The following is a 2,826-nucleotide window of genomic DNA, read 5'->3' as shown; positions in this document are numbered from 1 at the left end:
CAGCTTGTCGAGCGCGGCCACGGCCGCCAGCCGGGGCAGGCCCTCCTCGACGAACGGCTTCACCGCCCGGCCTTCGGCGGCCCTGATGCGCCGTGGGGCGCATCAGGGCATTGCCGCGTGTCAGCGAGCCTTCTTGGTCGCGCGCTTGCGCGGCGGCGTCAGAAGCTCGGCGACGGTGGCGATGGCAGACGGCACCAGGCTGTAGTAAGCCCACACACCGCGCTTGTCACGGTTCAGCAGGCCGGCCTCGGTGAGGATGCGCAGGTGGTGGCTGACAGTCGGCTGGGACAGGCCCAGCGGCGCGGTCAGGTCACAAACGCATGCCTCGCCCTCGGGGGCGGACTGGATCAGGCTCAGCAGCCGGAGGCGGGCCGGGTCGGCGAGCGCCTTGAGGACGCCAGCGAGGCGCTCCGCGTCGGCGCGCTCGATCGGCTCACCAGCGAGGGGCGAGATTTGAGGCAGCGGGGTTTCCACCAGAGCTGTTCCCACGTGATTTCTTCCTTCCAACAACAGCATCGATCCACCTACATATTACCAGGTACGGATCGGAGTTCCGTTAGGCCGACAGGCCAAGGTCCGCCAACGTATAGGCGGCTCGGTACGACAGTCCGGCAGCACGCACCGTATCGCCCGCGCCTCGATCGACAATAACCGCAACACCGATGACCTCGGCACCCGCCTCCCGCAGTGCATCAATAGCGGCGAGAACGCTACCGCCCGTAGTCGAAGTGTCCTCGACAGCGAGCACGCGGCGGCCGGCCACGTCCGGTCCCTCGATGCGGCGCTGCAAGCCGTGTGCCTTGCCGGCCTTGCGGACGACGAAGGCGTCCAGGGGGCGGGACGAGGTGTGCAGCATGGCGGTGGCGACCGGGTCCGCGCCCAGCGTGAGGCCACCGACGGCGTCGAAATCCCAGTCGGCGGTCAGCTCGTTGAGCACCCGCCCGACCAGCGGCGCGGCGGCGTGGTGCAGCGTGATCCGGCGAAGGTCGACGTAGTAGTCAGCCTCTTTCCCAGAGGACAGGACTACCTTCCCTCGCACCACCGCGAGATCAGTGATGAATTTACGCAGGTCGTCGCGGTCGGACATGGCAGCGACACTACTCGCCGATCCTGAGAGCTCGATCAAGGGGGTGTCCCGGATTCCGGTACGGGTCTTGCGGAGCGTCAGCTGTCGCCCTCGGTGTCGCGACCGGTGCGCACCCGTGCCCCGCGGGCCAGCCGCCGCAGCAGCCGGGTCGGGGTGTGCCGCATGAACCCCACCAGCACCTTGTACTTCCAGCTCGGCACGCTCACCGTGCGGCCACGCCGCAGGTCACGCAGGCCGTCCGCGACGACCTGGGGCGCCTGCAGCCACAGCCATTCCGGGGTCTTCGTCATGTTGATCCCCGCCCGGTCGTGGAACTCGGTCCGCGTGAATCCGGGGCACAGCGCCATCACGCGTACGCCCTGGTGCGCGACCGACAGCGCGACCGACTCGCTGAAGTTGGTCACCCATGCCTTACTCGCCGGGTAGGTGCTGCCCGGCATCGCCGCGCCGAACCCGGCGACAGATGAGACATTGATGACATCTCCCCGGCCGCGCTGCGCCATCACCGGCAGCGCCGCGTGGGTCAGCCGCATCACCGCCTGCACGTTCACCGCGATCAGGTGCAGCTCCTGCTCCACAGTGGACTTGAGGAACGGGGTGTTGAGCGACAGGCCCGCGTTGTTGACCAGCAGGTCCACCGGCCGGGCCGAATCGCGTAGCCGTTCCTCCACCAGCTCACACCCGTCGGTGGTGGACAGGTCGGCCGAGAGGACCGCGGCCCGCACGCCGTAGGTCCTGCTCAGTGCCTCGGAGAACTCGGCCAGCCGGGCCGTGTCCCGGGCGACCAGGACGAGGTCCCAGCCGTCGGAGGCCAGCCGCACCGCGAACGCGCGGCCGATGCCGGCGGTCGCGCCGGTGACCAGTGCCGTGCGGCGCTCGCCGGCGGGCTCCGGCGCCTGGTCGGCCTGGCTCTGCGCCGCGGGGACGGCGGTGCTGGCGGAGGAGGACATCGGCTCACCTCAGACGGTCGGCGGGGGTGTCGTCGCCGGCGGCAGCGCCCGCGTCCGGTTGAAGAAGGCGTTGGCGGCCGGGAGGGCGAGCAGCACGGCAGTGGCAATGTAGCCGAGAATCTGGGCGGCGGAGGAGAGTCCGGTGAGCGCGGCCCACCAGCCGGGGAAGGAGTCGACCAGCGCCTGGGCGCCGCGGGTCACCGACGGGTCGCCCCCGCCCTGCACGGTCACGTTGGCGGTGCCGAGACTGGTGGCACCGGAGAGCCCGCAGCACGCCAGCAGGACGCCCAGGCCGCAGGCCACCCAGGTGAGGATGCGGGCGGGCCGGTTGCCCTGCCACACGCCCCAGGCCAGGGCCAGCAGGATGATCGCGACCAGCACCAGGAGCAGGGCGCTGACGATCAGCGCCGTCTTCAGGGTGGTCTCGATCGCGTTGAGGTCGGCCGGGTTCACCCCCTCCAGCACCGCCCTGACCCGCAACCGGTTGAGGATCGCGTTGATGGCGGCCAGGTGCAGGATCGCGTTGACGAGGTTGAGCAGCGCGAGCAGGCCGAGGATCGCGGCCGCGGCGGTGACCACCGCGGGCCGGTGATGCAGCGCGCTCTGCCCGCGTGGTTCGACCGGCCCGACCGGCTCCACCGGTTGCGAAGCGGAAAGCGACATTGGCGTACCCCCGATGCGAGCGGACCGAGTCAGGCTCCAGATCGGAAGTTACCCCTATCACCTGCACTTATGTGTTCGATTCGGGATAACACAGACAGCGCGGGACCGGTGCCCGAGCACCGGTCC

At 70.0% G+C, this 2,826-nt stretch carries 4 protein-coding genes; all 4 read right to left on the bottom strand.

Annotation, left to right across the window (positions count from 1 at the left end; genetic code table 11):
• Window positions 1-120: 120 nt before the first annotated feature.
• Entirely contained in the window at window positions 121-516 is a 396-nt protein-coding gene (locus AB0J67_RS40400) for a metalloregulator ArsR/SmtB family transcription factor (RefSeq protein WP_120317708.1), read from the bottom strand.
• Between the two features lie 40 nt (window positions 517-556).
• Window positions 557-1,087, bottom strand: coding sequence for an orotate phosphoribosyltransferase (gene pyrE, locus AB0J67_RS40395; RefSeq protein WP_363491004.1), 531 nt, complete (start codon window positions 1,085-1,087; stop codon window positions 557-559).
• 77 nt (window positions 1,088-1,164) lie between these two features.
• Window positions 1,165-2,037, bottom strand: coding sequence for an SDR family oxidoreductase (locus AB0J67_RS40390; RefSeq protein WP_363491002.1), 873 nt, complete (start codon window positions 2,035-2,037; stop codon window positions 1,165-1,167).
• 9 nt (window positions 2,038-2,046) lie between these two features.
• Window positions 2,047-2,700, bottom strand: coding sequence for a hypothetical protein (locus AB0J67_RS40385; RefSeq protein WP_363491000.1), 654 nt, complete (start codon window positions 2,698-2,700; stop codon window positions 2,047-2,049).
• Window positions 2,701-2,826 lie beyond the last annotated feature (126 nt).

It is taken from the genome of Catellatospora sp. NPDC049609, from assembly GCF_040675365.1.
In the GTDB taxonomy this organism is placed as follows: domain Bacteria; phylum Actinomycetota; class Actinomycetes; order Mycobacteriales; family Micromonosporaceae; genus Catellatospora.
The sequence above is the reverse complement of the archived record's forward strand: the minus strand, read 5'-3'. Positions and strand labels throughout refer to the sequence as shown.